26 protein-coding genes are annotated in these 25,685 nt (G+C 66.6%); 15 read left to right on the plus strand and 11 right to left on the minus strand.

The annotated features are described in order from the left end of the window. Window positions 1-2 precede the first annotated feature (2 nt). Window positions 3-1,040, plus strand: a complete 1,038-nt coding sequence (locus KV397_RS06365) for a quinone-dependent dihydroorotate dehydrogenase (RefSeq protein WP_261812450.1) — start codon at window positions 3-5, stop codon at window positions 1,038-1,040. Here KV397_RS06365 and KV397_RS06370 read toward each other — a convergent pair. Next, a complete protein-coding gene (locus KV397_RS06370; protein ID WP_047524057.1) occupies window positions 1,015-1,587 on the minus strand; it encodes a DUF3043 domain-containing protein in 573 nt (190 codons plus the stop codon). The genes KV397_RS06365 and KV397_RS06370 overlap by 26 nt on opposite strands. 46 nt (window positions 1,588-1,633) lie before the next feature. Here KV397_RS06370 and KV397_RS06375 point away from each other — a divergent pair, with 46 nt between their 5' ends. The 5 genes from KV397_RS06375 to KV397_RS06395 all read left to right on the plus strand — a co-directional run bounded on the left by KV397_RS06375 (window position 1,634) and on the right by KV397_RS06395 (window position 6,691). Beyond that, window positions 1,634-3,037 (plus strand): dipeptidase, encoded by a 1,404-nt coding sequence (locus KV397_RS06375; RefSeq protein ID WP_261812451.1) that lies wholly within the window; start codon window positions 1,634-1,636, stop codon window positions 3,035-3,037. A gap of 70 nt (window positions 3,038-3,107) precedes the next feature. Continuing rightward, window positions 3,108-3,470: an iron-sulfur cluster insertion protein ErpA gene (erpA, locus tag KV397_RS06380; protein WP_017830247.1), complete on the plus strand. Its 363-nt coding sequence runs from the start codon at window positions 3,108-3,110 to the stop codon at window positions 3,468-3,470. A 143-nt stretch (window positions 3,471-3,613) separates the two neighbouring features. Further along, entirely contained in the window at window positions 3,614-4,516 is a 903-nt protein-coding gene (ctaC, locus tag KV397_RS06385) for an aa3-type cytochrome oxidase subunit II (protein ID WP_261812452.1), read from the plus strand. 3 nt (window positions 4,517-4,519) lie between these two features. Then, the gene (gene ctaD, locus KV397_RS06390) at window positions 4,520-6,253 is read left to right on the plus strand and encodes an aa3-type cytochrome oxidase subunit I (RefSeq protein ID WP_047524054.1); all 1,734 of its coding nucleotides are present in this window, start codon (window positions 4,520-4,522) and stop codon (window positions 6,251-6,253) included. A gap of 3 nt (window positions 6,254-6,256) precedes the next feature. After that, a complete protein-coding gene (locus tag KV397_RS06395; protein ID WP_153244367.1) occupies window positions 6,257-6,691 on the plus strand; it encodes a cytochrome c oxidase subunit 4 in 435 nt (144 codons plus the stop codon). A 66-nt stretch (window positions 6,692-6,757) separates the two neighbouring features. Here the strand turns inward: KV397_RS06395 and KV397_RS06400 are convergent, their stop codons facing one another. The 7 genes from KV397_RS06400 to ctaE all read right to left on the minus strand — a co-directional run bounded on the left by KV397_RS06400 (window position 6,758) and on the right by ctaE (window position 12,673). Then, entirely contained in the window at window positions 6,758-7,177 is a 420-nt protein-coding gene (locus tag KV397_RS06400; protein WP_153244366.1) for a rhodanese-like domain-containing protein, read from the minus strand. Between the two features lie 89 nt (window positions 7,178-7,266). Next, complete coding sequence (locus tag KV397_RS06405; RefSeq protein ID WP_261812453.1) at window positions 7,267-7,782, minus strand: GNAT family N-acetyltransferase; 516 nt, start codon at window positions 7,780-7,782, stop codon at window positions 7,267-7,269. A gap of 2 nt (window positions 7,783-7,784) precedes the next feature. After that, entirely contained in the window at window positions 7,785-8,192 is a 408-nt protein-coding gene (locus KV397_RS06410) for a RidA family protein (protein WP_261812454.1), read from the minus strand. An 82-nt stretch (window positions 8,193-8,274) separates the two neighbouring features. Beyond that, entirely contained in the window at window positions 8,275-10,089 is a 1,815-nt protein-coding gene (gene qcrB / locus KV397_RS06415) for a cytochrome bc1 complex cytochrome b subunit (RefSeq protein WP_131491267.1), read from the minus strand. Continuing rightward, on the minus strand, window positions 10,086-11,162 hold the full coding sequence (gene qcrA, locus KV397_RS06420) for a cytochrome bc1 complex Rieske iron-sulfur subunit (RefSeq protein WP_131491266.1): 1,077 nt from the start codon (window positions 11,160-11,162) through the stop codon (window positions 10,086-10,088). Before qcrA ends, qcrB begins: the two co-directional genes overlap by 4 nt. Window positions 11,163-11,198: 36 nt before the next feature. Continuing rightward, complete coding sequence (gene qcrC / locus KV397_RS06425; protein ID WP_047524047.1) at window positions 11,199-11,999, minus strand: cytochrome bc1 complex diheme cytochrome c subunit; 801 nt, start codon at window positions 11,997-11,999, stop codon at window positions 11,199-11,201. 20 nt (window positions 12,000-12,019) lie between these two features. Beyond that, window positions 12,020-12,673: an aa3-type cytochrome oxidase subunit III gene (gene ctaE / locus KV397_RS06430; RefSeq protein ID WP_131491265.1), complete on the minus strand. Its 654-nt coding sequence runs from the start codon at window positions 12,671-12,673 to the stop codon at window positions 12,020-12,022. 191 nt (window positions 12,674-12,864) lie between these two features. Between ctaE and trpD the strand changes: the two genes are divergently transcribed. Together trpD and KV397_RS06440 are read left to right on the plus strand one after the other, a co-directional pair. Next, on the plus strand, window positions 12,865-13,935 hold the full coding sequence (gene trpD, locus KV397_RS06435) for an anthranilate phosphoribosyltransferase (RefSeq protein ID WP_261812455.1): 1,071 nt from the start codon (window positions 12,865-12,867) through the stop codon (window positions 13,933-13,935). A 2-nt stretch (window positions 13,936-13,937) separates the two neighbouring features. Next, on the plus strand, window positions 13,938-14,924 hold the full coding sequence (locus KV397_RS06440) for a PHP domain-containing protein (protein ID WP_261812456.1): 987 nt from the start codon (window positions 13,938-13,940) through the stop codon (window positions 14,922-14,924). 20 nt (window positions 14,925-14,944) lie between these two features. On the opposite strand, the gene KV397_RS06445 is transcribed toward KV397_RS06440, so the two are convergent. From KV397_RS06445 to KV397_RS06455, 3 genes are all read right to left on the minus strand, one after another. Continuing rightward, window positions 14,945-15,883 (minus strand): 5'-3' exonuclease, encoded by a 939-nt coding sequence (locus KV397_RS06445; protein ID WP_261812457.1) that lies wholly within the window; start codon window positions 15,881-15,883, stop codon window positions 14,945-14,947. Between the two features lie 59 nt (window positions 15,884-15,942). Beyond that, the gene (locus KV397_RS06450) at window positions 15,943-16,443 is read right to left on the minus strand and encodes a hypothetical protein (RefSeq protein ID WP_261812458.1); all 501 of its coding nucleotides are present in this window, start codon (window positions 16,441-16,443) and stop codon (window positions 15,943-15,945) included. A gap of 230 nt (window positions 16,444-16,673) precedes the next feature. Further along, window positions 16,674-17,171, minus strand: a complete 498-nt coding sequence (locus KV397_RS06455; RefSeq protein WP_261812459.1) for a hypothetical protein — start codon at window positions 17,169-17,171, stop codon at window positions 16,674-16,676. Window positions 17,172-17,461: 290 nt separating this feature from the next. Between KV397_RS06455 and rpsA the strand changes: the two genes are divergently transcribed. The 7 genes from rpsA to KV397_RS06490 all read left to right on the plus strand — a co-directional run bounded on the left by rpsA (window position 17,462) and on the right by KV397_RS06490 (window position 25,682). Further along, window positions 17,462-18,916, plus strand: a complete 1,455-nt coding sequence (gene rpsA / locus KV397_RS06460) for a 30S ribosomal protein S1 (protein ID WP_047524042.1) — start codon at window positions 17,462-17,464, stop codon at window positions 18,914-18,916. Between the two features lie 144 nt (window positions 18,917-19,060). Next, the gene (locus KV397_RS06465; RefSeq protein WP_261812460.1) at window positions 19,061-19,909 is read left to right on the plus strand and encodes an ABC transporter ATP-binding protein; all 849 of its coding nucleotides are present in this window, start codon (window positions 19,061-19,063) and stop codon (window positions 19,907-19,909) included. Continuing rightward, window positions 19,906-20,946 (plus strand): aliphatic sulfonate ABC transporter substrate-binding protein, encoded by a 1,041-nt coding sequence (locus KV397_RS06470; RefSeq protein WP_261812461.1) that lies wholly within the window; start codon window positions 19,906-19,908, stop codon window positions 20,944-20,946. The genes KV397_RS06465 and KV397_RS06470 overlap by 4 nt, the downstream gene beginning before the upstream one ends. After that, window positions 20,943-21,800, plus strand: coding sequence for an ABC transporter permease (locus KV397_RS06475; protein WP_261812462.1), 858 nt, complete (start codon window positions 20,943-20,945; stop codon window positions 21,798-21,800). Before KV397_RS06470 ends, KV397_RS06475 begins: the two co-directional genes overlap by 4 nt. Next, window positions 21,791-23,800 carry an acetate--CoA ligase gene (gene acs / locus KV397_RS06480; protein WP_261812463.1) on the plus strand — a complete coding sequence of 670 codons (2,010 nt, stop codon included), beginning with the start codon at window positions 21,791-21,793 and terminating at the stop codon, window positions 23,798-23,800. Before KV397_RS06475 ends, acs begins: the two co-directional genes overlap by 10 nt. Next, the gene (locus KV397_RS06485) at window positions 23,797-25,101 is read left to right on the plus strand and encodes an O-acetylhomoserine aminocarboxypropyltransferase/cysteine synthase family protein (protein ID WP_261812464.1); all 1,305 of its coding nucleotides are present in this window, start codon (window positions 23,797-23,799) and stop codon (window positions 25,099-25,101) included. Before acs ends, KV397_RS06485 begins: the two co-directional genes overlap by 4 nt. Beyond that, on the plus strand, window positions 25,098-25,682 hold the full coding sequence (locus KV397_RS06490) for a CoA-binding protein (protein WP_261812465.1): 585 nt from the start codon (window positions 25,098-25,100) through the stop codon (window positions 25,680-25,682). Before KV397_RS06485 ends, KV397_RS06490 begins: the two co-directional genes overlap by 4 nt. The last annotated feature ends 3 nt before the right edge of the window (window positions 25,683-25,685 follow it).

Consider the following 25,685-nt stretch of genomic DNA (forward strand, 5'->3'; position numbering starts at 1 on the left):
GGATGTATCCGCTGCTCTTCCGCGCTGTCCTCTCGCGCTTCGATCCCGAGTTCACCCATCACGCCGGCATGGCGGTGATCCGCGTCCTCGGAGTGCCGCCGTTCTCCTGGGCGACCCGTGCCCTGACCGCGCCGGATCCGTCCTTGCGTGTCGACGCACTCGGGCTCAGCTTCCCGTCGCCCTTCGGCATCGCGGCCGGTTTCGACAAGAACGCCGTCGGCGTCCGCGGACTGGCGGCCCTCGGGTTCGGCCACGTGGAGATCGGTACCGTGACGGCGATCCCGCAGGAGGGGAATCCCAAGCCGCGTCTGTTCCGTCTGTTGGCGGACCGCGCCGTCGTCAACCGGATGGGGTTCAACAACGACGGCGCTGATGCGGTCGCCCGTCGCCTCGCTCGACTGCGCCGTGGCGCACCGGACACGGTGATCGGCGTCAACATCGGTAAGAGCCGCATCGTGGACGTCGAGGATGCGACCGCCGACTACGTGGCCTCGGCAACCCGCCTCGCCCCGCTGGCCGACTACCTCGCGGTGAACGTGTCCTCGCCGAACACCCCGGGACTGCGCGGGCTGCAGGCAGTGGAGACGCTGGCACCGTTGCTCCGGGCGGTCAAGGAAGCATCGGGGTCCACGCCGCTGCTCGTCAAGATCGCTCCGGATCTTCCGGATGACGAGATCACCGCCATCGCGGAGTTGGCCGTGGCCGAGGGGCTCGCCGGAATCATCGCGCACAACACCACGATCAGTCGAGACGGACTGCTCACGGACGCGGCGTCGGTCGAAGCCGCGGGCGCGGGCGGACTGTCGGGGGCGCCGCTGAAGAAGCGCTCGCTCGAAGTGCTCCGGATCGTGCGTGACGCCGTACCGGCAGAGTTCTGCGTGATCGCGGTCGGTGGAGTCGAGACCCCGGCCGATGTGCAGGAGCGTCTGCAGGCCGGTGCCACTCTCGTTCAGGGTTACACGGGATTCCTGTACCGCGGTCCGTTCTGGGGCCGCGAGATCAACAGGGGGCTGGTCAGTCGGGGTACTGGCCGCGCTTGACCTGCGGCTTCGGCAGTCGCATGAAGCGCATCTGCAGCGCGCGCATCGCGGCGTACCAGCCGAGGCCGCGCTCGAGGCGCTCCTTGCCGAACTTCGCTGCGGCCTTCCGCTTGACCCGCATCCCGAGCAGCACCATGCCGCCGATCGCGATCACGAGATACCCCATCATGACGATGTAGGCGTAGAACGAGATCATCATGTTCGTCGGCAGGAGCGAGGCGAGGATGACCAGCACCATGACGCCCATCACGAACTCGGCCGGGTGCCACCCCGCGTCCACGTAGTCGCGCACCCAGCGGCGCTGCGGGCCCTTGTCGCGGACCGGGAGGTACTTCTCCTCGCCGGCGGCCATGCCGGCCTGGGCGCGAGCGCGACGCTCGTTGAGCTCGGCTTTGGCAGCCGCCTTCGCCTCTTTGGTGTTGGCGACCAGGGGGCGGCGACGTGCTGCCTCCTGCTCCGCGCGGGTCGGCGTCGCGCGCCCCTTGCCGACGGCAGTCGTCTCGGAGGCGTCGTCGTTCGTCGAAGGGGAGGCGGGGTTAGTGGACACGGAGTTCCTCGGTTCGCTGGCGGGGGATCACCTTAAGATTACTCGCATGACCTCTCCTGTTCTTCCCCCTGAGCCCGATGCCGCCGTTCTCGAAGCCGTGGCCACCGGAATCCCCGCTGCGCTGTCGGATCTCGGACACCTCGTGCGGATCCCCGGGATGGCATGGCCGGCGTTCGATCAGACGCAACTGGAGCGCAGCGCGGCAGCTGTCGCGTCACTGGCCGAGGACACCGGTGTCTTCGATGAGGTCCGTGTGCTGCGCGCAGCGATCCCCGGCACCGAGGAGCAGGGGCAGCCGGCGGTCCTCGCCACCCGTGCGGCGCGGAACGGGAAGCCGACGATCCTCCTCTACGCGCACCACGACGTGCAGCCTCCGGGGGACGACGCCCTATGGGAGACGCCGCCGTTCGAGCCGACGGTGCGGGACGGACGTCTCTACGGGCGTGGTGCGGCGGACGACAAAGCGGGGGTCATGGCGCACATCGCGTCGATCCGGGCGGTCAGCGAGGTCCTCGGGGACGATCTCGACCTGGGTATCGCGATGTTCATCGAGGGGGAGGAGGAGTACGGTTCCCGCTCCTTCGCGCAGTTCCTCTCCGACAACAAGGAGGCTCTGCGCGCAGACGCGATCGTCGTGGCGGACTCCGGCAACTGGGACTCCGTGACGCCGGGACTCACGGTCTCGCTGCGCGGCAACGCGCGCTTCACGCTACGTGTGGGCACACTCGACCACGCGTCGCACTCGGGGATGTTCGGCGGTGCGGTGCCCGACGCGATGATGGCCACCGTCACGCTGCTCGCGACGCTCTGGGATGAGGACGGGGCGGTCGCGGTCGAGGGGATGACCGCGCGCGATGCGGCCACTCCGGACTACACCGAGGCGACGCTGCGGGATGAGGCCGGGCTGCTTCCCGCCACCACACCGATCGGCAACGGGACGATCCTCAGCCGGATCTGGAACAAGCCCGCGGTCACCGTCATCGGTATCGACTCCACGACCGTCGCCGCAGCCTCCAACACGCTCCTTCCCGAGGTCACCGTGGTGATCAGTGCTCGTGTCGCACCGGGCCAGACGGGGCAGGAAGCCTACGAGGCGCTCGAAGCCCACCTCCGCGCCCATGCACCGTTCGGCGCGGAGCTCACGTTCTCCGACGTCGATCTCGGCGACGGCTTCCTGGTCGACACGAGCGGGTGGGCCGTGGCGTTGACCCGTGACGCGATGCGCGACGGCTACGGAGTCGCTCCGGTCGACCTCGGCGTGGGCGGATCCATCCCCTTCATCGCGGATCTGGTGCGGGAGTTCCCCGCCGCACAGATCCTGGTGACCGGGGTCGAAGACCCCCACTCGCGGGCGCACAGCCCGAACGAGTCGCTGCACCTGGATACGTTCCGCCATGCCGTCGCGAGCGAGGCTCTGCTCCTGGCTCGGATGAATGCCACCCAACTCTGAGCCTCACAGCGTCTGCGGCGGTAGAATCGTCCGAGAAGCCGTGCACCTGCGGCCCGTCACAAGGAGCGACATGAGCGACACCACCCTCTCCCCAGAGACCACCCGCGCACACGGCGTCACCCTGACCGACGCTGCCGCCACGAAGGTCAAGAACCTCCTCGAACAGGAGGGGCGCGACGATCTGCGCCTCCGTGTCGCCGTGCAGCCCGGTGGCTGCTCGGGCCTGATCTATCAGCTGTACTTCGACGAGCGCTACCTCGAAGGCGATGAGACCGTCGACTTCGACGGCGTCGAGGTGATCATCGACAACATGAGCGTCCCGTACCTCGATGGTGCGGCGATCGACTTCAAGGACACGATCTCCGAGCAGGGCTTCACGATCGACAACCCCAACGCGGCGGGTAGCTGCGCGTGCGGCGACAGCTTCCACTGATCCTCGCTTCGCGGACCACGGCCGCCGTCACCGATCGGTGACGGCGGCCGTTCTGCATCCAGCAACCTGCGTGGATGGCATGAATCAGGTGTGAGGTTGCCCTAGACTTGGGTGTGCTCTGTTCGCGATCTGAAAGGTGCATCGTGCCCTCGAAACGCAGCCTTCGTTGGGCCGCCCTCCCTGTGGGAGTTGCGGCAGCCTTGGCCCTGGCGGGATGCTCTCCCACCGAGCTGAACGGCTTTCTTCCGGGCTTCGTGGAGGGTGGCCCCGCAGCCACCAATCAGACCGAGCGCGTCTCGTCGCTCTGGGTGAACTCGTGGATCGTGCTCCTCGCCGTCGGAATCATCACCTGGGGCCTGATGGCCTGGGCTGCCATCGCGTACCGCCGTCGCAAGGGCCAGACCGGCCTGCCGGTGCAGATGCGCTACAACATGCCGATCGAGATCTTCTACACGATCGTGCCGCTCTTCCTCGTGCTGGGCATGTTCTTCTTCACGGCTCGCGACCAGACCGCGATCGAAGCCAAGTGGGACGACCCCGATGTCGAGATCACCGCGATCGCCAAGCAGTGGGCATGGGACTTCCAGTACGACGGTGACAAAGAGGACAACTCCGACGCCGTATGGACGATGGGCATCCAGGCTCAGCCGGACAAGGACGGCAACATCGACCAGGCGCAGCTGCCCACGCTGGTGCTGCCCGTCGACAAGAAGGTCACGATCAACCTTCAGTCGCGTGACGTCATCCACTCCTTCTGGATCATCGACTTCCTCTACAAGAAGGACATGTACATCGGGAAGGACAACTCGTGGTCCTTCATCCCGACCCGCGAGGGCGAGTACGCCGGTAAGTGCGCCGAGCTCTGCGGTGAATACCACTCGATGATGCTCTTCAACGTGAAGGTCGTCTCCGAGGACGATTACGAGGCCTACCTCCAGACGCTCGAAGAGAAGGGCAACACGGGCGACATCACCGACGCCTACGACCGTCTCTCGAACTTCCCGGGAACGACCCCGACGACCGACACCGAGGAAGGAGGGGAGTAAGCCATGTCGACCACTGAAGCTCCCCGTACCGACGAGGCTCCCAGATCTCGTCCCACCAGTCTGCCCGCCCGCCAGGCCGCTCTCATGAGCTCCTCGCGCGTGGAGCAGAAGGGCAACATCGTCGTCAAGTGGATCACGTCCACCGACCACAAGACCATCGGGTACATGTACCTGATCGCCTCGGTGATGTTCTTCCTCCTCGGCGGTGTGATGGCCCTCGTCATCCGTGCTGAGCTGTTCGCGCCGGGAATGCAGATCATCCCGACCAAGGAGCAGTACAACCAGCTGTTCACGATGCACGGCACGATCATGCTGCTGATGTTCGCGACGCCGCTGTTCGCAGGTTTCGCCAATGCGATCCTTCCGCTGCAGATCGGTGCGCCCGACGTCGCCTTCCCGCGTCTGAACGCCTTCGCCTTCTGGCTCTTCCTCTTCGGCTCGACCATCGCGGTCGCGGGCTTCCTCACGCCGCAGGGCGCGGCCTCCTTCGGCTGGTTCGCCTATCAGCCACTCGCCGGAGCGTCCTTCTCGCCGGGTGCCGGTGGGAACCTGTGGATGGTGGGACTGGGAATCTCCGGTTTCGGAACGATCCTCGGTGCCGTCAACTTCATCACCACGATCATCACGATGCGTGCTCCTGGTATGACGATGTGGCGCATGCCGATCTTCTCGTGGAACACGCTCATCACGAGCCTTTTGATCCTGATGGCGTTCCCGGTCCTCGCTGCGGCCATCTTCGCCGCAGCCGCGGACCGTATCCTCGGCGCCCACATCTACGACCCGGCCAACGGTGGTGTCCTGCTCTGGCAGCACCTGTTCTGGTTCTTCGGGCACCCTGAGGTCTACATCATCGCCCTGCCGTTCTTCGGCATCGTGTCGGAGATCTTCCCGGTCTTCAGCCGCAAGCCGATCTTCGGGTACAAGACGCTCGTCTACGCCACGATCGCGATCGCCGCGCTCTCGGTGGCGGTGTGGGCTCACCACATGTACGTCACCGGCTCGGTCCTGCTGCCGTTCTTCGCTCTGATGACGATGCTGATCGCGGTGCCGACCGGCGTGAAGATCTTCAACTGGATCGGAACGCTCTGGCGAGGTTCCGTGACCTTCGAGACGCCGATGGTGTTCGCCCTCGGGTTCCTGGTCTCGTTCGTCTTCGGTGGTCTGACCGGTGTGATCCTGGCAGCCCCGCCGCTGGACTTCGCGCTCTCCGACTCCTACTTCGTCGTCGCGCACTTCCACTACGTGGTGTTCGGCACGGTCGTGTTCGCCATGTTCGCCGGCTTCTACTTCTGGTGGCCCAAGTGGACCGGGCGCATGCTCAACGAGCGTCTCGGCTACGTGCACTTCTGGTTGCTCTTCATCGGCTTCCACATGACGTTCCTCATCCAGCACTGGCTGGGTGTCGACGGAATGGTCCGTCGCTACGCGGATTACTCGGCCGCCGACGGTTGGACCTGGCAGAACCAGGTGTCGACGATCGGTGCGATCATCCTCGGCGCTTCGATGCTTCCGTTCTTCCTGAACGTCTGGATCACGGCTCGCAAGGCACCGAAGGTCACGGTCAACGACCCGTGGGGGTACGGCGCTTCGCTCGAATGGGCGACGTCCTGCCCGCCGCCGCGTCACAACTTCACGTCGATCCCGCGCATTCGCAGCGAGCGTCCTGCGTTCGACCTGAACCACCCGGAGGCCGCCGAGTTCGCGACCACGGCACCCGGCGAGCGAGAGGCCCACTAAGTCATGCGCGACAATGTCATTCTCTGGTGGATCCTGACGGCGTTCTTCGCCCTCGTCGGTGTCATCTACACCGGCTGGCACATCCTGGCCACGCCGGCGGACGACTTCGCCATGCGGATCGAGTGGGTCGGTACGGTCGCTCTGTTCTTCTCGGCGTTCATGGCCGCGATGATCGCGTTCTACCTGGACCGCACGCACAAGGCGCAGAGCGGTGAGCTCCCCGAAGACATCCTCACCGCGGACATCGACGACGGTGACCCCGAGCTCGGCGAGTTCAGCCCGTGGTCCTGGTGGCCGATCGTGCTCGCCGCTTCTGCGGGAGTCTTCGTCGTCGGCCTGGCTGTGGGGCACTTCCTGCTCCCGATCGGCCTCGCGATCTTCGTCGTCGCGATCGTCGGCTGGGTGTACGAGTACTACCGCGGCAACTTCGCTCGCTGACGCGACTGACGTCGAGAAGGCCCCCGGATCCGTCCGGGGGCCTTCTTCATGTTCAGCGCGAGGCGGTCAGGCGCGGGTTCGGATGCGCGCAATCCCGGTCAGTGGGTCGACCGGACGTCGGTGCGTCCCGTCGGCGTCTTCGACCGGATAGCCTTCGCGCACCCAGTACTCGAAGCCGCCGATCATCTCACGCACGTTGTAGCCCAGTCGGGAGAACTCGAGTGCGCCCTTGGCACCGGCGTTGCAGCCGGGGCTCCAGCAGTACACCACGACCTCGGCGTCGGGGGAGATCTCACGCGGTGCTCGCGCCGCGATCTCGCTGTAGTGCATATGGATGGCGCCGGCCACGCGCCCCTGTGCCCATGCCTCTTCGGACCGTACATCGACCACGACGATGTCGCTCTGGGCCTGACGGGCTGCATGGACATCGCTGGCGTCGGTCTCGTAGGCGAGTTTGGCGGCGTAGTAGTCGGCACGGTCGATCATGTGCCCAGCCTATTTCGCCGAGATCCGCGGCGTCCTTCGTGTTCCTGCCGATCGGCGTGCGAAAACGGTCAGCGATATCGCCGCCGCGGTCAGAGGCGTACAGTCATCTGCACGCGGGGCCCGTGGCGCAGGAGACCGAGCTCCTCCTCGACCTGGACCGGGCTGCGCAGCAGAGGGGCGTCCGGCGTCGTCACGGCGAAACCGCAGGACGCGTAGAACGGCGCATTCCAGGGGACATCCGCATATGTGCGAAGCGTCATCCTCGAGCTGCCACGGCGTCGGGCCTCCGCCATCGCAGCCGCCAGCAGTCGGCGTCCGATACCGCGTCGCCCGAACTCCGGAAGCACCGAGAGCTGCTCGAGGTGAGTGCCTCCCTCGATTTCCAGCACATGCGCGAAGCCGATGAGGTCCGACGACGAGGTCTCATCGCCGTCGTGCTCGGCCACGAGTACGAACCCGGGCACCGTGGCACGCTCGTGCGGGGGCGTGGGCGGCGGCCAATCGACGGCACCCAACCTCTCGACGAGCAGGGTATCCGCGGCGATCTCGATGCGCTCCGTGGCTGCGTCGTCGGCGGGACGTGCCTCGCGGATCAAGACCTCCATGATCACCCGTCGGCGACGGCGGCGATCGCCTCGATCTCCACGAGCTGGTCGTCATAGCCGAGGACCGTCACGCCCAGCAGGGTGCTGGGCACATCGTGCGCGCCGAAAGCGGCATGGATCACATCCCACGCCGTGACGAGGTCTGCTTGCGACGTGGACGCCACGAGCACGCGCGTGCTGATCACGTCGGTCAGGTCGGCGCCCGCGACGTCCAGTGCGCCCTTGAGCGTCTCGACGCAGCGTGCCGCCTGGGCCGCGTAGTCTCCGGGCGCAGCGGTCGAGCCGTCATCGTTGAGCGGGCACGCGCCGGCGAGGAAGATGAGGCGGGATCCGGCCGGTGCGGTGGCAGCGTAGGCGTAGGGGGTTTCCGCGAGGTTGTCGGCACGGATCAGGCGGACGACGGATGACATATGGTTCGATCCTTTCATCGGGCGGGTGACGAAGAAGGCCCCGTTCGTGTGAGCGGGGCCTTCGTCGATGGGGGAGTGGCGACTACTCGCCGTCCTCCGACTTCTTCTTCCGAGGCTTCTTCACCGGCTCGGTGGCGATCACCGTGCTGGGGGTGTTCGGCGTCTCGTCGACGTGCGTCTCATCGACGGTGAGCGGGGCGTCAGGGAAGCCTGCGCGCTCGTGGGCGCCCTGGATCTCTGCGGCCTCGGTCTCTTCGTTGTGAGCCGTGACGTGATGCTGGTGGGCGTCGGCTGCCTCGACCTCGGCCTGCGTGAGCGGAGCGATACGGTCCTCGAAGAACCAGCGGGAGATCGAGGAACGGAGGTTCTCCGTCCACGGGATGCGGCCCTTGGCGTTCGGGCGAACCACGAGGGGCTCGTAGCTGTCGACGTCGATGAGCTTCCAGCGGTCGTACTTGTCGACGGGCTGGTGCACCTCGATGAACTCACCACCGGGGAGGCGGACGATGCGTCCGGACTCGTATCCGTGCAGGACGATCTCACGATCCTTCTTCTGCAGCGCGATGCAGATGCGCTTGGTGACGAAGTATCCGAGGATCGGGCCGAGGAACAGGAGCGCCTGCAGCGTGTGGATCACGCCTTCCATCGTGAGCATGAAGTGCGTCGCGATGAGGTCGGACGAAGCCGCTGCCCACAGGACCGCGTAGAAGATGACGCCGGCGGCACCGATCGCCGTACGCGTCGCCGCGTTGCGGGGACGCTGAGCGATGTGGTGCTCGCGCTTGTCTCCGGTGACCCATGCCTCGAGGAAGGGATAGATCGCGACGATCACGATGAACAGACCGAGCACCAGGACCGGGGCGATGATCCCGAACGACCACGTGTGGTTGAGGAACACGATGTCCCAGTTCGACGGAGCCAGGCGCAGCGCGCCGTCGGCGAACCCGATGTACCAGTCGGGCTGGGTACCGGCGGAGACGGGCGAGGGGTCGTAGGGGCCGTAGTTCCAGATCGGGTTGATCTGGAAGAACGTCGCGATCAGCACGATGGTGCCGAACACGATGAACAGGTAGCCGCCCATCTTCGACATGTACACCGGCATCATCGGGTAGCCCACGACGTTGTCGTTCGTGCGGCCGGGGCCCGCGAACTGCGTGTGCTTGTTGACGATCATCAGCATCAGGTGCACGACGATCAGCGCGATGACCAGCATCGGGAGCAACAGGATGTGCAGGGTGTACAGACGTCCGACGATGTCGGTTCCCGGGAACTCGCCACCGAAGAGGAGGAACGAGGTCCACGTGCCGATCAGGGGGAGACCCTTGATCATGCCGTCGATGATGCGGAGGCCGTTACCCGAGAGCAGGTCGTCGGGGAGCGAGTAGCCGGTGAAGCCCTCTGCCATCGCGAGGATGAACAGGACGAAACCGATGACCCAGTTGAGCTCGCGCGGCTTGCGGAATGCGCCGGTGAAGAACACGCGGAGCATGTGCACGCCGATTCCGGCGATGAACACCAGAGCGGCCCAGTGGTGGATCTGACGGACCAGGAGGCCGCCTCGCAGATCGAAGGAGATGTGCAGCGAAGACTCGAGAGCCGCCGACATCTCGATCCCGCGCATCGGAGCGTAGGCGCCGGTGTAGTGGGTCTCGACCATCGACGCGTCGAAGAAGAACGTCAGGAAGGTTCCGGAGAGGAACACGACGACGAAGCTCCACAGCGCGATCTCGCCGAGCATGAACGACCAGTGGTCGGGGAAGATCTTCCGTCCGAGTTCCTTGACGAAACCGGAGATGCTGGTGCGCTCATCGATGTAGTTCGACGCGGCACCGACGAAGCGACCGCCGAGGGGCGCCTTGGTGTCGTTGTCGTCTTTGGACAGCGTTGCGGTGCTCAATGGCGCTCCCAGAAGCTCGGGCCGACGGGTTCCTTGAAGTCGCTGCGTGCGACCAGGTAGCCCTCGTCATCGACGGTGATGGGCAGCTGCGGCAGCGGACGTGCCGCAGGGCCGAAGATGACCTTGGCGTGGTCCGTGACGTCGAACTGCGACTGGTGGCACGGGCACAGGAGGTGGTGCGTCTGCTGCTCGTAGAGGGCCACGGGGCAGCCGACGTGCGTGCAGACCTTGGAGTAGGCGACGATGCCGTCGTACGACCAGTCCTTGCGGTCCTCGGCCTCGATCAGCTGCTCGGGACGCAGGCGCATCATGAGGACGATGGCCTTCGCCTTCTCCTCGAGGTAGCCGTCGTGGTGGCTGAGCGTGGCGAGCTCTTCGGGGATCACGTGGAACGCGGATCCGAGGGTCACGTCCGCAGCGCGGATCGGGGTGCCGTCGGGGTCGCGGACCAGGCGGCTGCCCTCTTCCCACATCGTGTGCTTGAGGAGTGCGACCGGGTCACCGGCGAGGGGGTCGTCAGGCGTGGAGTGCGGTGCGAGGCCACGGAACAGCGTGACTCCGGGGATGATCGAGGCGACGATCGCGGCGAACAGGGAGTTGCGGATCATGGAGCGGCGCCCGAAGCCCGACTCCTCGTTCGCGTCGGAGAAGGCCTTGATCGCAGCCTCGCGCGTCGAGTCCTTGCCGCGCGTGGGGTGACGGTGCTCGATGAACTCCTTGTCGGACATGAGCGCCTTGGACCAGTGGATCGCACCGATTCCGAGGGCCAGGAGCGCAAGAGCGATCCCGAGACCGATGAAGAGGTTGTTCTGCCGGATGTCGATGAGCGCGCCGCTCTCGATCGGGAACAGCATGTAAGCGGCGACCGCCCAGATGCTTCCCGCGAGCGAGAGGTAGAACAGCGTGTAGACAGTGCGGACAGCGGCCTTCTCAGCGCGCGGGTCCTTATCGGTCATCCGCTCGCGATGCGGCGGAAGCCCGGGGTTCTGCACGGGATCGCTGACTGCGACACCCAGCCCCGGAGAGGGCTGGTAGGCCCTGTCAAGAGCCTGCGAGTCGTCGTCGTGTGCCATGGTGCTCCTCGTACGTTCCTCTTCGATGAATAAGCGTCAGTTGGACTTCGCCGTGATCCACACGGTGGCGGCGACGAGCGCGCCGATACCGAAGATCCACACGAACAGTCCCTCGGAGACCGGTCCGAGGGAGCCGAGCGAGAAGCCGCCGACCTGCACGGACTGCTGCTGGAAGAGCAGAGCCGAGATGATGTCGCGCTTGTCCTCGTCGGACAGGTTCATGTCACCGAAGACCGGCATGTTCTGTGGGCCGGTGACCATGGCCGCATAGATGTGCAGGGCACTGGTCTCGGTCAGGGCGGGGGCGTACTTGCCCTCGGTGAGTGCACCACCGGCTGCGGCCACGTTGTGGCACATGGCGCAGTTCACGCGGAACAGTTCGGCTCCGTGCGAGACGTCGCCTTCCCCGTCGAGGATGCGCTCGTCCGGGAAGGTCGGGCCGGGGGCCGTGGACTGCACGAACGAGGAGATCGCGAGGATCTGCTCTTCGGTGAACTGCGGCTCCTTCTGCGGCGCCTGCGGTCCCTGCATCTGCAGAGGCATGCGACCGGTCGACAGCTGGAACTCGGTCGCCAGCTCGCCCACGCCGTAGAGGCTGGGGCCGTTGGCGGTTCCCTGCAGGTCGAGACCGTGGCAGGTGGCGCAGTTCGCCGTGAACAGCTTCTCGCCGTCTTCGACGGTCAGCTGGGTCGTCGCAGCCTGCGTGTCGGACGCTGCGAATGCGGCGGTTGCACCGGCATAGACCGCGCCGGTGATCATGAGGCCTGCTCCGATGAGCGCGGCCGCCGCCAAAGGGCTGCGACGACCGCTGGAACGGCGCTTCTTCTCTCGTGCCATCTCGGGGATCAGCTCCGCTCTTATTTCAGGAAGTAGATAACGAGGAACAGCACGATCCAGACGACGTCGACGAAGTGCCAGTAGTAGGACACCACGATCGAGGAGGTCGCCTCCTTGTGCCGGAAGTTCTTGACGGCGTAGGCGCGGCCGATGACGAGCAGGAACGCGACGAGCCCACCGGTGACGTGCAGGGCGTGGAAGCCGGTCGTCAGGTAGAACGCCGAGGCGTAGGAGTCGGCGCCGATCGGCATGCCTTCAGCGACCAGCTGTGCGTACTCCCAGACCTGGCCGGACACGAAGATCGCGCCGAGGGCGAAGGTGAGGAAGAACCACTCGACCATTCCCCAGCCGAACAGACGACGGCGGCCGGCGCCGTTCTTCTGCCCCTTGCCGATCTTGTAGGGCTGCAGGTCTTCTGCCGCGAACACGCCCATCTGGCACGTGAACGAGGACAGGACCAGGATCGCAGTGTTCACTGCGGCGAACGGGACGTTCAGCAGCTCGGTCCGGTCAGCCCACAGCTCCGGTGAGGTGCTGCGGAGGGTGAAGTAGATCGCGAAGAGTCCCGCGAAGAACATCACCTCACTGCCGAGCCACACAATGGTGCCGACAGCTACCGGGTTGGGCCGCTTAATCGTTCTCGCCGCCGGGGCATACGTCGCTGAGGTCGTCACCCCTCCATTATGGCCGATCTCGGGCGTGATTCTTGCACCAGCGGCCTTCGATTCACCCGTCTTCGACTTAGGGGACCCTAAGAAAACCCTGCGAATACCTGGTGAATCCGCGGGAAACAGCGGTCGGCCGCGGATCGGAGCTCCGACGGGAAGGATCTGCATGTTTTCTCCGCGCCGATAGGATCGCACACATGGCTGATTCGCTGACCTGGTCCGACGTGCTCACTTCTCTGCTGGAACGTCGCGATCTCAGCGTCTGGGAGTCCACCTGGGCCATGCGCCAGATCATGCAGGGCGACGTCAGCGAAGCCCAGCTCGCAGGCTTCCTCATCGCGTTGCGGGCGAAGGGCGAGACGACCGATGAGATCGTCGGTTTCCGTGATGCGATCCTCGAGGCGGCCGTTCCCCTGCCGGTGTCGCCGGATGTGCTCGACATCGTGGGAACGGGCGGCGACCGCGTCGGCACGGTGAACGTGTCGACCACGGCGGCGATCGTCATCGGTGCGACCGGAGTTCCGGTGGTCAAGCACGGGAATCGCGCCGCGAGCTCGGCCTCGGGTTCGTCCGACGTCCTCGGGGCGCTGGGACTCGAGCTCTCCCTCGATCCGGCGGCCGTGGCGACCATCCTCGACCGCACCGGCATCACGTTTGCGTGGGCGGGCGCTTTCCACCCCGGTTTCAAGCACGCGGGCGCCGTGCGCGCCGAGCTGGGTGTCCCCACCGTCTTCAACATGCTCGGGCCGCTCTGCAATCCCGCGCGTGCCGAAGCCAATGCCGTGGGCGTCGCGCAGATCGAGCGCGTGCCGCTCATCACCGGTGTCTTCCGGACCCGCGGCGCCACGGCGCTCGTCTTCCGTGGGGACGACGGCCTCGACGAACTCACCACGACCGGGCACAGCCGGATCTGGGAGGTCACGCGCGGCGACATCCACGAGCATGACCTCGACCCGCGCGACCTCGGCATCCCGATCGCGGATCTCGCCGACCTGATCGGTGGCTCGCCCCAGCACAACGCGGAGGTGCTCCGACGCACGCTGGCGGGGGAGCCCGGCGCTGTGCGCGACATCGTGCTGCTGAATGCCGCTGCCGGCATCGTGGCGTTCGAGCTGTCTCAGGACGCAGGTCAGGTGCAGCGTCCGATTCTGGAGCGCCTGCGCGAGGGCTACGAGAAGGCGTCGGCAGCGATCGACGACGGGCGCGCGCTCGCGAAGCTCGACCAGTGGATCGGTGTGAGTCGCGAGCTCTCGTCACCGAAGGAGTGACCGTGGATCCCGTCGACGCGCTGCTCGAGATCGCCTCCCTGCTGGAGCGTGAGCGTGCGTCGCGGTATCGCGCGAAGGCCTTCCGCCAGGCAGCTGCGACCCTGCGGGATCTGCCCGACGACGTTCAGCGCGATCCCACGCGGCTGCGTGCAGCCAAAGGTATCGGCGAGTCCACGTTCGCGGTGATTCGCCAGGCGCAGGCCCGGCAGGTCCCCGACTACCTCGTCGAGTTGCGCGGTGATGTCGAGCCCGAGCGCATGTCGGAGCTCCGGGGGAAGCTCCGCGGCGACCTGCACGCTCACACGGACTGGTCGGACGGGACCACACCGATCTCGGTGATGGCTGCCGCTGCCAGGGCGCTCGGACATGAGTACCAGGCGATCACCGATCATTCGCCGCGCCTCCGGGTCGCTCGGGGGCTGTCGGCCGAGCGCCTTCGGGAGCAGATGCCGCTCGTCCGCGCGGAATCCGGTGACGGCTTCACGCTGCTCGCGGGCATCGAGGTCGACATCCTGGAAGACGGGGGCCTCGACCAGGAGGACGGTCTGCTCGCCGAGCTGGACATCGTCGTGGCGTCGGTTCATTCCAAACTGCGCATGGATGCGCGGGCGATGACCGCACGCATGATCGCCGCGGTCGGGCACCCTCGGGTCAACGTGCTCGGGCACTGCACCGGACGCCTCGTGCAGGGCGACCGAGGAACGCGCCCTCCGTCGACGTTCGATGCCCAGGCCGTTTTCGCCGCGTGCGCGGAGAACGGCGTGGCGGTCGAGATCAACTCGCGACCGGAGCGGCAGGATCCGCCGGACGATCTGATCGCGATCGCTCTCGCTGAGGGATGCCTGTTCTCGATCGATTCGGATGCGCACGCGCCCGGCCAGCTCTCGCTGCTCGACCACGGAGCAGAACGTGCAGAGCGCGTCGGCGTCCCGTCATCGCGGATCGTCACGACCTGGGGTCTCGAGCGGCTGCGCGCCTGGGCGGAGTGATTCGCCGTCGGACCCGGCCGTCAGTCTGCGGCGAGGGCGGCGTTCGACACGGCCGTGAGGGCACGCGTCATCGAGCCGCCGAGGTTCCATTTCTCGGCGAGAGCCGTTGCGGCATCCGCCTCCGCGGGGTCGAGCACGCGCAGGGGGACGTCGGGGGCCGTGATCGGCAGCGACGTCGCGACCGCGACCACCGTTGGGGCGACGTCGAGATAGTCGGACGCGGCGAGCAGCTTCGCCCGTACTCCGGCGCTCATCCCTTCGCCCGCTTTCGCCGCGGCACGGATGCCCTCCAGGTCTGCGTGCGTCTGCAGCAGGGTGGCCGCGGTCTTCTCACCCACGCCGGCGACGCCGGGCAGGCCGTCCGAAGCATCGCCGCGCATGGTCGCGAAGTCGGCGTACTGCGAGGGGAGCACCCCGTACTTCGCGACGACGGTGGCGTCGGTCACGACCTCGAGGTTGCTCATTCCGCGGGCGGTGTAGATGACGCGGACGTCACGTGCATCGTCCACCAGCTGGAACAGGTCACGGTCGCCGGTGACGATGTCGACGGGCATCGCGGCCTTCGTGGCGAGGGTGCCGATCACATCGTCGGCCTCGTGCTCGGCGACGCCGATGATGGGAATGCCGATGGCCGCCAGAGTCTCGCGGATGAGGGGGATCTGCGCTTCGAGGGGGTCGGGGACCTCTTCGACATCGGGGCCGCTGGCGACCACCTCCACGACACGGTGGGTCTTGTAGGTGGGGATGAGGTCGACACGCCACTGCGGTCGCCAGTCGTCGTCCCAGCAGGCGATCACGTGCGTGGGCTCGTAAAGGGTGACGAGCTTGGCGATGATGTCGAGGAGACCGCGAGCAGCATTGATCGGGGAGCCGTCCGGTGCCGTCACCTTGTCGGGGACGCCGTAGAACGCACGGAAATAGAGGCTGGCGGTGTCGAGCAGCATCAGTCGATCGGTCACGAACGACAGTCTGGCACGGCGGTCCGACGCAGGGTGCGGAGAGCGGACTGTCCTGGCGCTCAACATCCCGTGGCGCGGGGTCGTTCGGCACAGGTGCGAGCGACGAGAGCGGTGTCGGCCTCGTAGATGCGGATCCGCTGCGCGGAACCCTCGATGGCGAGTTCGCCGGTCACCGGGAACCAGCCTCCACCGATGTCGACCTCGGCCGTGTAGTACGCCGTGACGTGGGTGAGGAAGGTTCCGCGTGCGCGATAGGTATGGCTCGTCGGCGTCGGGGTGAACGGCGCCTGCCCGAGTACGGTCCACGTCTGGCCGCTGCCTGCTGTGGTCGCTGTGCTGCCATCCCCATAGGAGAAGACGAAACGAGCGGGGGAGAACCGCACGCTGACCGGTCGGCCCAGGAGAGTGCCGCTGCGGGTCTGCACCGATGCCGAAGCCACGAAGTTCATCGGCAGCCCTGCGACGCCCACGTTGCCGGGCTCGCCCACTGTCGTCACGGGTGCGGGCGCGAACTGTGCGACATCGGTGATCGTGAGCGGCACGCCGTCGTCGTTCGTCACGCGTTCCGCCGAGATCCCACAACTCGTGGTTCGCACCGGATCGGGAACACACGGCGGCGGTGCGTCGGGGGTGCCTGGTGAACCGGGGGAAGCGCCATCCGGAGACTTCTCCGTTTCGGTGGCTGAAATGAGGACCTTGTCTCCATCGGTGCCAGACAACAAGTCCGCTCCGCTGTCGCCGTTCGTCTGCGCAAGCAGCGACGACAGCAAGGCTACGGCGAGAATTGCAGCTAGGAGACGTCGCACGCGCTGTCCTCAGTCCTTGCGGCGTGGTCGATTAGGACTCGAGCGCTCTCAACCTTGAAAGTGGTGTCGATCGCATAAATGTCTGGACGTTCTGGATTTACTACGGACTGCCCATCCGCGTCGATGACGTCGACGCCAGACACGTCGACACACACGGTTGCATCTACGTACCCGAGCGTTTGGTCGAAGCTAGTGCCAAAGAAGCTCCTAACCCGCGCAGCGCCCTGGATCGAGTAGCCACGAGCGTGGAGATTTGAGAAGTTCTCCTTGTCTGATGCTTGGAAGTCACCACTCGTATAGAAGTAGGTGGCCTCGAAGGTCTCTGGGTTTTCCGGATCCACCTGATTCAACGCGTCGTTGTACGCGCGGTAGGTGGCCTCGGCGGCGGCGAACGCTTCTTCTTCGGACGCGAAGGCGGCGGTCGGGGTCGGGGTCGGCACGGGGTCGGGGGTGCACCCCGCGAGCAGCGCGACGGCAGCCACGAGGATCGCAAGTCGCGTCGGATGGGCAGGGGTCAGGGGAGTAGCCGGTGTCACCCCGCCACCGTAGGAGGAATGGGCCTCGGCCGGTTCGAGTTATCCACAGGGAGGGTGTTCGGATCCGACTCCTGCGGTGCGCGAACTTCTGATAGCCTTAACCGTCACTCGTGGCGTGCATGCGCATGCCCTCGTGACGAGAAAACCAAAATCCAACTGCTGAGAAGCATGCTGTCGGCCGTGCGCGGTCGTTGACTCTCAGCCCGAGTCTCCATTCAACAAGGACAACCCACTACATGACTACCGCAACGACCGCCCCGGCCACCAAGCAGGTCGCCATCAACGACATCGGATCTGCTGAGGACTTCCTGGCCGCGGTCGAGAAGACCCTGAAGTTCTTCAACGACGGCGACATCATCGAAGGCACGATCGTCAAGATCGACCGCGATGAGGTCCTCCTCGATGTCGGCTACAAGACCGAGGGCGTCATCCCCTCGCGCGAGCTCTCGATCAAGCACGACGTCGACCCCAACGAGGTCGTCGCTGTCGGCGATCTGGTCGAGGCACTCGTCCTCCAGAAGGAGGACAAGGAAGGCCGTCTGATCCTCTCCAAGAAGCGTGCTCAGTACGAGCGTGCATGGGGAGACGTCGAGAAGATCAAGGAGAACGACGGCGTCGTCACCGGTACGGTCATCGAGGTCGTCAAGGGTGGACTCATCGTCGACATCGGCCTCCGTGGCTTCCTCCCGGCCTCGCTCATCGAGCTGCGTCGCGTCCGCGACCTCACGCCGTACCTCGGCCAGGAGATCGAGGCGAAGATCCTCGAGCTCGACAAGAACCGCAACAACGTCGTCCTGAGCCGCCGCGCGCTGCTCGAGCAGACGCAGTCGGAGTCGCGCACCACGTTCCTGAACAACCTGCACAAGGGTCAGGTCCGCAAGGGTGTCGTCTCGTCGATCGTCAACTTCGGTGCGTTCGTCGACCTGGGTGGCGTGGACGGCCTCGTGCACGTCTCCGAGCTGTCCTGGAAGCACATCGAGCACGCCTCCGAGGTCGTCGAGGTTGGCCAGGAGGTCACCGTCGAGATCCTCGAGGTCGACCTCGACCGCGAGCGCGTCTCCCTGTCGCTGAAGGCGACGCAGGAGGACCCGTGGCAGGTCTTCGCCCGCACCCACGCGATCGGTCAGGTCACGCCGGGTAAGGTCACGAAGCTCGTTCCGTTCGGTGCGTTCGTTCGCGTCGCAGACGGCATCGAGGGCCTCGTCCACATCTCCGAGCTCTCCAGCAAGCACGTCGAGCTGGCTGAGCAGGTCGTCTCCGTCGGCGAAGAGGTCTTCGTCAAGGTCATCGACATCGACCTCGAGCGTCGTCGCATCTCGCTGTCGCTGAAGCAGGCCAACGAGTCGGTCGACCCCAACGGCACCGAGTTCGACCCGGCTCTGTACGGCATGCTCGCCGAGTACGACGAGAACGGCGAGTACAAGTACCCGGAGGGCTTCGACGCCGAGACCGGTGCGTGGAAGGAAGGCTTCGACGCCCAGCGCGAGGCATGGGAGCAGGAGTACGCTGCAGCCCAGGCTCGTTGGGAAGCGCACAAGGCTCAGGTCGTCAAGGCGGCCGAGGCCGAGGCCGCAGCCGGAGAAGACTTCGGTGGCCAGGCCTTCGCCACCGAGGTTGCCGGCGCCGGCACCCTGGCGGACGACGAGGCTCTCGCAGCTCTGCGCGAGAAGCTCTCGGGCGGCAACGCTTAAGCACGTCTCTGAAACGGGTCGTCGCCTCGCCTTCGGGCGGGTGCGGCGGCCCGTTTCGCGTACCCGCTGTTCCCTCCACGTCTTGCGTGACGGAACATTACGGCCCCATTCGTAACATCGGAGCCCGTCGGCCAGCATGAGGGTATGACCACGCTGTTGCCCTCGCCGCGCCTCGCCGACGCATCGACTGCGGCCGGGACGGCGCAGAGCGTGCGGCTCGACGGTGTTGAGCGTTCCTTCCCGCTGTCGCACGGGCGACGCGACGTGCTCCGGGGGATCGACCTCGACATCAGCGCCGGCGAGATCCTCGCGGTGGTCGGTCCGTCCGGCTGCGGCAAGTCGACGCTCCTGCGCCTCGTCGGCGGACTGGACACCCCGACCCGTGGCAACATCCGCCTCGATGCCGTCGGCGTCACCGATGTCGACGAGCGCACCGCCATCGCCTTCCAGGAGCCCCGGTTGCTGCCGTGGCGCACGATCGCCCAGAACGTCGAACTCGGTCTGCCCCGCGGAACGGCTCGTCGTGCCGGACGTGAGCGTGTGCGGGAGCTGCTGCACCTGGTGGGCCTCGAACAGGCCGCCGATCAGCGTCCGCGCGAAGTCTCCGGCGGAATGGCCCAACGTGCCTCGCTCGCCCGCGCTCTCGCCCGGAACCCTGGTGTGCTGCTGCTCGACGAGCCCTTCGGCGCGCTCGACGCTCTGACGCGCCTGCGCATGCACGATCTGCTCCTCAAGATCCATGCGGCCGAGCCCACCACCGTCCTCCTCGTCACGCACGACGTCGAAGAGGCCCTCTATCTCGCCGACCGAGTGCTGTTGCTGCGAACGCTGAACGGTGCAGACGTCGACGAGCCGTCCATCTCGCGCACGATCCTCGTGCCGGGCATCCGTCCTCGCGACCGCGCCGATCGCGGACTCGCCGACCTGCGCGCCGAGCTTCTCGAAGGCCTCGGCGTCGACACCCACCACCGCATCACCGAGGAGTCCAGATGAGCATCACCACCCGCCGAATCATCCCCGCGATCGCGGTCGCCGGGACGATGATGCTCGTCGCGACCGGCTGCGTCGCCGGCGAGAACGCCACCGCATCCGACACCGGGAGCACCTCGGGGTCCACGGAGTGGTCGTCCGACACGCTGTCCGTCGACTTTGCGACATACAACCCGCTCAGCCTCGTCGTCCGCGACCAGGGTCTTCTCGAAGACATCCTCGGGGACGACGTCGACGTCGAGTGGGTGCAGTCGGCCGGCTCGAACAAGGCCAACGAGTTGCTTCGCTCGGGGTCGGTGGATGTCGGCTCGACAGCCGGATCGGCTGCGTTGCTCGCGCGTGCCAACGGTTCTCCGATCCAGGTCATCGACATCTACTCGCAGCCGGAATGGTCGGCCATCGTCGTCGGCCCGGACAGCGACATCACTTCGATCGAAGACCTCAAGGGCGCCTCGATCGCAGCCACGAAGGGCACGGACCCGTACTTCTTCCTGCTGCAGGCGCTCGAAGAGGGCGGGCTGTCTCTCTCCGACGTCGAAGTGCAGAACCTCCAGCACGCCGACGGCAGGGCCGCGCTCGACGGCGGCTCGGTGGACGCATGGGCCGGACTCGACCCGATCATGGCCGCGGCAGAGGTCGAGTCGGGGGACAAGTTGATCTACCGCAACGTGGACTTCAACACCTACGGCTTCCTCAACGCCACCGAGGACTTCCTCAGCAACCACCCCGACCTCGCGCAGGCCGTCGTGGACGCCTACGAGAAGGCGCGCGAGTGGGCACTCGAGCACCCCGAGGAGACCGCGGCGCTGCTCGCCGAGGTCGCCGGTATCGATTCCGAGGTCGCGACGACAGTGATCCAGGAGCGTTCGAACCTCGACGTCAGCGGGATCCCGGGCGACGACCAGATCGCGGTGCTCGAGAAGATCGCTCCCGTGCTCGTCGAATCCGGCGACGTCCAGGGTGGCAAGGAGTCCGTCGACAAGGCGCTGGCATCGATCGTGAACGACACGTTCGCGAAGAAGGCGGTCGGCGGCGAGTGACGATTCCGGATCGGCTGATCGTCCCCGCGGACTCGCAGGACACCCTCGACTTCGCCACGGGGAATCTCGCGAGCTCGGAAAGCGCGAGTCGCCGCACCTGGGATCGTCCCGCGGTGCGGATACTCGGCGGGCTTCTGCTGCCGGCGGTCATCCTCCTCGTGTGGCAACTCGCGACGACGTCCGGTCTCGTCGAGTCCTATCGGCTGCCGACGCCCGCCTCGGTCTATCAGGCGGGCGTCGAGCTGGCCGAGAGCGGGCAGCTCTGGACGCATATCGCGATCTCGGTGCAGCGCGTCCTCCTCGGGTTCGCGATCGGATCGGTGATCGGGCTCGCCGCGGCGGGCATCGTGGGGCTGTCCCGCTGGGGCGATGTGCTCCTCAGCCCGACGCTCGCTGCGGCCCGGGCGGTGCCGTCGCTCGCCTGGGTGCCGCTTCTCATCCTGTGGATGCAGATCGGCGAGGAGTCGAAAGTCACACTGATTGCGATCGGCGCGTTCTTCCCGGTCTACACGACGGTGGCCTCGGCTCTCCGGCACGTCGACCCGCACCTGGTCGAAGCCGGACGCTCGTTCAGCCTGCGCGGATGGTCTCTGTTCCGCACGGTGCAGCTTCCCGCCGTCGTCCCCTCGGTTGTGTCGGGCCTTCGTCTCGCGCTCGCGCAGGCGTGGCTGTTCCTCGTCGCTGCGGAGCTGATCGCCTCGTCCATGGGCCTCGGCTTCTTGCTGACCGACTCGCAGAGCACGGGGCGCATCGACCGCATCCTCCTCTCCATCGTGCTGCTCGCACTGCTCGGAACGCTGACCAGCGGCATCCTCGCGCTGCTGGAGAAGTACCTGCTCCGCCGATGGGTGTGAGCGTGACCGAGGCACGGCTGCAGGAGTCGCGGGTGTACGCGGCGGCTTCCGGGTTCGGCGACGCGAACGTCACCGAGGAAGCATATGCACGGGGCACGGCGGACCCGATCGCGTTCTGGGAAGAGGCAGCGCGTCGGCTCGAGTGGTCTGTCCCGTGGGAGACGGCGCACGAGTGGGATCCGCCGGTCGGGGACGCCGTCCCTGCCGCGCGCTGGTTCGTCGGCGGGCGTCTCAACGTCGCCGTCAACTGTGTCGATCGGCATGTCAACGCCGGACGGGGCGATAAGGTCGCGCTGCACTTCGAAGGCGAACCCGGCGATCGCCGCGCCGTCACCTACGCCGAGCTGCAGGAGCGTGTCGCCCGCGCGGCAAACGCCTTGGTCGCACTCGGCATCCGACCGGGTGACCGCGTGGTGATCTACCTCCCCGTGCTCGTGGAGACGATCGTCATCACGCTCGCGTGCGCGCGGGTGGGTGCCGTGCACTCTCTCGTCTTCGGCGGGTTCTCTGCGGAGGCGGTGCGGTTCCGGCTCTCGGACACCGGGGCGAAGCTCCTCGTCACGAGCGACGGTCAGTACCGACGCGGCGTCGCCGCGGAGGTCAAGTCGACGGCCGACGTCGTCGCCGCTGGTCTTCCCGAGCTCGAGCACGTTCTCGTGCTCCGCCGCACGGGCCAGGACGTGCCGTGGACCTCCGGTCGAGACGTGTGGTGGCACGACGTCGTCGACTCGGCCTCCCCGGTGCATGAGGCGGACTCGTTCGACGCCGAGCATCCGCTCTTCATCATCTACACCTCCGGCACCACCGGAAAGCCCAAGGGGCTCGTGCACACCTCCGGCGGATACCTCGCCCAGGCGAGTTGGGCCCATTGGGCGCACTTCGATGCCAAACCCGATGACGTGCACTGGTGCACCGCCGACCTCGCATGGGTCACCGCGCACACCTACGAGATCTACGGCCCGCTCTCCAACGGACTCACACAGGTCATCTACGAGGGGACGCCGGACACCCCGCATCGCGAACGTCACCTCGAAATCATCGAGCGCTACGGGGTGACGGTCTACTACACGGCGCCGACGTTGATCCGCACTTTCATGACATGGTTCGGTGCCGAGCTTCCCGCCGGTCACGACCTGTCGACCCTTCGGCTCCTCGGCACGGTCGGCGAGGCGATCAACCCCGAAGCGTGGGTCTGGTTCCGTCGCAACTTCGGTCGCGACGAACTGCCGGTGATCGACACGTGGTGGCAGTCCGAGACCGGTGCCGCGATGATCGCCCCGCTCCCGGGGATCACGAGCCTCAAACCGGGGTCGGCGTCGGTGCCGCTTCCGGGGATCGATGTCGCGGTGGTCGATGCGGACGGACGCGAGGTGCCGCCCGGCCGTTCCGGGACACTCGTCGTCCGACGTCCCTGGCCGGGGATGGCACGTACCGTGTGGGGAGATCCGCAGCGCTATCGGGACGCGTACTGGTCCACCTTCGCCGGACTCGGTGAGTTCGGCGGTTTCTACGTCGCCGGCGACGGTGCCACCCGGGACGCCGACGGGTACATCTGGATCCTCGGTCGTCTCGACGACGTCGTGAACGTCTCCGGTCATCGACTCTCCACGATCGAGATCGAATCGGCGCTCGTCGCTCACGACACGGTCGGAGAGGCCGGGGCTGCCGGAGTCTCCGACCCGGTCACGGGGCAGGCCGTTGCGGTCTTCGTGACCCCGTCCGGGCGTGCAGACGTGACCCCGTCCGATCTGCGCACCCAGGTCGCTCAGGCGATCGGCCCCGTCGCCAAGCCGAAGCACATCGTCGTCGTCCCCGATCTGCCGAAGACGCGTTCGGGCAAGATCATGCGCCGACTCCTGGCACAGTTGTGGGAGGCCGAGCAGGACCGCCGCGCGGGGCGCGAGCCGCTTCCGCTCGGCGACACCACCTCGCTGCAGAACCCTTGGGCCGTCGACGACATCGCCGACGCGCTCACCGACGCCGAACTGAGGACAGCATGACGGAAGAACACCGTTTCGGATTCCGCACCCGAGCCCTGCATGCCGGGGGCACCCCCGACGCGTCGACCGGCGCGAGGGCGGTGCCGATCTATCAGACGACGTCCTTCGTCTTCGATGACGCCGCGGATGCGGGCAACCTCTTCGCCCTGCAGAAGTACGGCAACATCTACTCCCGCATCGGCAACCCGACCGTCGCGGCACTCGAGGAGCGTCTGGCGTCGCTCGAAGGCGGCATCGGTGCGGTGGCGACCGCGTCGGGGATGAGCGCGGAGTTCATCACCTTCGCTGCGCTCGTCGGTGCCGGCGACCACGTCGTCGCCGCAGCCCAGCTCTACGGCGGTACGGTGACGCAACTGGACGTGACACTGCGGCGGTTCGGCGTCGAGACCACGTTCGTCGCCTCGACCGACCCCGCTGACTTCGCTGCGGCGATCCGTCCGGAGACCAAGGTCGTCTACGTCGAGATGATCGGCAATCCGTCGGGTGAGATCGCCGATATCGAGGGGCTCTCCGCCGTCGCGCACGAGGCCGGAGTGCCGCTCGTCGTGGATGCGACGCTCGCCACGCCGTACCTCGCACGCCCGCTGGAACACGGCGCAGACATCGTGATCCACTCCGTGACGAAGTTCCTCGGCGGTCACGGTACGACTCTCGGCGGTGTCGTGATCGAGAAGGGCACGTTCGACTGGGGAAACGGCAAGTTCCCGCAGATGACCGAGCCTGTCGAGTCGTACGGCGGCATCAAGTGGTGGGACAATTTCGGCGAGTACGGCTTCCTCACCAAGCTCCGCTCCGAACAGCTCCGCGACATCGGCCCGGCGCTCAGCCCGCAGGCGGCGTTCAATCTGCTGCAGGGGATCGAGACGCTGCCGCAGCGGATCGATGCGCACCTCGCGAACGCACGGGTCGTCGCGAACTGGCTCGCCACCGATCCCCGGGTCGCGTACGTCACCTGGGCAGGACTCGAGGGACACCCGCACCACGAGCGTGCGGCGAAGTACCTGCCTCTCGGACCGGGTTCCGTCTTCGCGTTCGGCGTCGCAGCGGACGACGGCCGGAGCGCGGGGGAGAGCGTGATCGAGAACCTGCAGCTCGCCTCTCATCTTGCGAACATCGGTGACGCCCGCACGCTGGTCATCCATCCCGCGTCGACCACGCACCGCCAGCTCACCGAGGAGCAGCTCGCCGGCGCCGGTGTGCGCCCCGACCTGATCCGCATCTCCGTGGGCCTGGAAGACCCCGAAGACATCATCTGGGACCTCGACCAGGCACTCACGACCGCGACGGGAGCGAACCGATGACCGCGACGGAAACCACCGGCGGCGAGGCGTGCAGCTTGCCGTCGACGACGGAGGCCGTTTCCTGCGCACTCCCCGGCACCGCCGCCGCACATCCGGAGCGGAGCTGGCGAGGACCGAATCAGCAGGAGCGCTTCTCGCTGCTCCGGCGCGCGACGTCGATCGCGATCGTCGGGGCATCGAACAACCCTGCGCGCGCCTCCTTCTTCGTGGCGACGTATCTGCTCTCCAGCACGGCGTATGACGTGTATCTCGTCAACCCGCGCGAGAAGGAGATCCTCGGGCAGCCGGTCTACGCATCGCTGAGCGATCTGCCCGTCGTCCCCGACATCGTCGATGTGTTCCGCCGGCACGATGACCTCCCCGGCGTCGCGCAGGAGGCGATCGACATCGGCGCGCGGACGCTCTGGTTGCAACTGGGATCCTGGAACGAGGAGGCGGCAGCGATCGCGGAGTCGGCAGGATTGTCGGTCGTGATGGATCGGTGCATCAAGATCGAGCACGCACGCTTCCACGGCGGGCTCCACCTCGCAGGTTTCGACACGGGCGTGATCAGCTCACGGCGGCAGCTGCTCGCACGCTGAACC

This window comes from Microbacterium aurugineum (assembly GCF_023101205.1).
In the GTDB taxonomy this organism is placed as follows: Bacteria; Actinomycetota; Actinomycetes; order Actinomycetales; family Microbacteriaceae; genus Microbacterium; species Microbacterium aurugineum.

Excerpts from the sequence above, each read along its gene's own strand:
- KV397_RS06395 (WP_153244367.1), top strand. The coding sequence starts at position 6,257 with ATGCGCGACAATGTCATTCTCTGGTGGATCCTGACGGCGTTCTTCGCC.
- KV397_RS06485 (WP_261812464.1), top strand. The coding sequence starts at position 23,797 with ATGACGGAAGAACACCGTTTCGGATTCCGCACCCGAGCCCTGCATGCC.
- KV397_RS06490 (WP_261812465.1), top strand. The coding sequence starts at position 25,098 with ATGACCGCGACGGAAACCACCGGCGGCGAGGCGTGCAGCTTGCCGTCG.
- KV397_RS06470 (WP_261812461.1), top strand. The coding sequence starts at position 19,906 with ATGAGCATCACCACCCGCCGAATCATCCCCGCGATCGCGGTCGCCGGG.
- erpA (WP_017830247.1), top strand. The coding sequence starts at position 3,108 with ATGAGCGACACCACCCTCTCCCCAGAGACCACCCGCGCACACGGCGTC.
- KV397_RS06365 (WP_261812450.1), top strand. The coding sequence starts at position 3 with ATGTATCCGCTGCTCTTCCGCGCTGTCCTCTCGCGCTTCGATCCCGAG.
- rpsA (WP_047524042.1), top strand. The coding sequence starts at position 17,462 with ATGACTACCGCAACGACCGCCCCGGCCACCAAGCAGGTCGCCATCAAC.
- KV397_RS06410 (WP_261812454.1), bottom strand. The coding sequence starts at position 8,192 with ATGTCATCCGTCGTCCGCCTGATCCGTGCCGACAACCTCGCGGAAACC.
- KV397_RS06465 (WP_261812460.1), top strand. The coding sequence starts at position 19,061 with ATGACCACGCTGTTGCCCTCGCCGCGCCTCGCCGACGCATCGACTGCG.
- ctaD (WP_047524054.1), top strand. The coding sequence starts at position 4,520 with ATGTCGACCACTGAAGCTCCCCGTACCGACGAGGCTCCCAGATCTCGT.
- KV397_RS06375 (WP_261812451.1), top strand. The coding sequence starts at position 1,634 with ATGACCTCTCCTGTTCTTCCCCCTGAGCCCGATGCCGCCGTTCTCGAA.
- qcrA (WP_131491266.1), bottom strand. The coding sequence starts at position 11,162 with ATGGCACACGACGACGACTCGCAGGCTCTTGACAGGGCCTACCAGCCC.
- KV397_RS06400 (WP_153244366.1), bottom strand. The coding sequence starts at position 7,177 with ATGATCGACCGTGCCGACTACTACGCCGCCAAACTCGCCTACGAGACC.
- trpD (WP_261812455.1), top strand. The coding sequence starts at position 12,865 with ATGGCTGATTCGCTGACCTGGTCCGACGTGCTCACTTCTCTGCTGGAA.
- qcrC (WP_047524047.1), bottom strand. The coding sequence starts at position 11,999 with ATGGCACGAGAGAAGAAGCGCCGTTCCAGCGGTCGTCGCAGCCCTTTG.
- acs (WP_261812463.1), top strand. The coding sequence starts at position 21,791 with ATGGGTGTGAGCGTGACCGAGGCACGGCTGCAGGAGTCGCGGGTGTAC.
- KV397_RS06405 (WP_261812453.1), bottom strand. The coding sequence starts at position 7,782 with ATGGAGGTCTTGATCCGCGAGGCACGTCCCGCCGACGACGCAGCCACG.